This is a genomic window from Streptomyces sp. NRRL F-525 (assembly GCF_000716605.1).
Classification (GTDB): domain Bacteria; phylum Actinomycetota; class Actinomycetes; order Streptomycetales; family Streptomycetaceae; genus Streptomyces.
The window spans coordinates 1-485 of the sequence record NZ_JNXE01000131.1 but is presented as its reverse complement, the minus strand read 5'-3'; the positions used below and the strand labels follow the sequence as shown (position 1 = coordinate 485).

The window sequence follows — 485 nt, the reverse complement described above, 5'->3', positions numbered from 1 at the left end:
GGACGGTGCCCTGTTCGGGCAGTGCCAGTGGCGCTTCGAGGGTGAGTTCCTCGACGTGGGGCGCGTCGAGCTGGTTGCCGGCGTGCAGCGCGAGGTCGAGGAAGGCGGTGCCGGGCAGTAGGACGGTGCCGAGGATGGTGTGGTCGGCGAGCCAGGGGTGGGTGCGCAGCGAGAGTTGACCGGTGAAGACGGTTCCCAGGCCGTCCGCGAGCTCGACGGACGCCCGGAGCAACGGGTGTTCGGCGCTGGTCAGGCCCGCGCTGGTGAGGTCGCCGGTGGTGGTGGGCGGGTTGAGCCAGTAGCGCTGGTGTTGGAAGGCGTAGGTGGGGAGGTCGGGGGCGGTGGTGGTGTTGGTGTTGGTGACTGATGTGCGGGTCCAGGTGTTGGTGTTGGTGGTGGTGTGGAGTTGGGCGAGGGTGGTGTGGAGGGTGGTGGTGTCGGGTCGGTTGCGGCGCAGTAGTGGGGCGGTCAGGGGGTGGGGGGTG

1 protein-coding gene is annotated in these 485 nt (G+C 69.7%); it reads right to left on the bottom strand.

Annotation, left to right across the window (positions count from 1 at the left end; all coding sequences use genetic code 11):
• Positions 1-485: polyketide synthase dehydratase domain-containing protein (locus OO69_RS48200; protein WP_033287396.1), on the bottom strand; the 485-nt coding region annotated here is incomplete at both ends.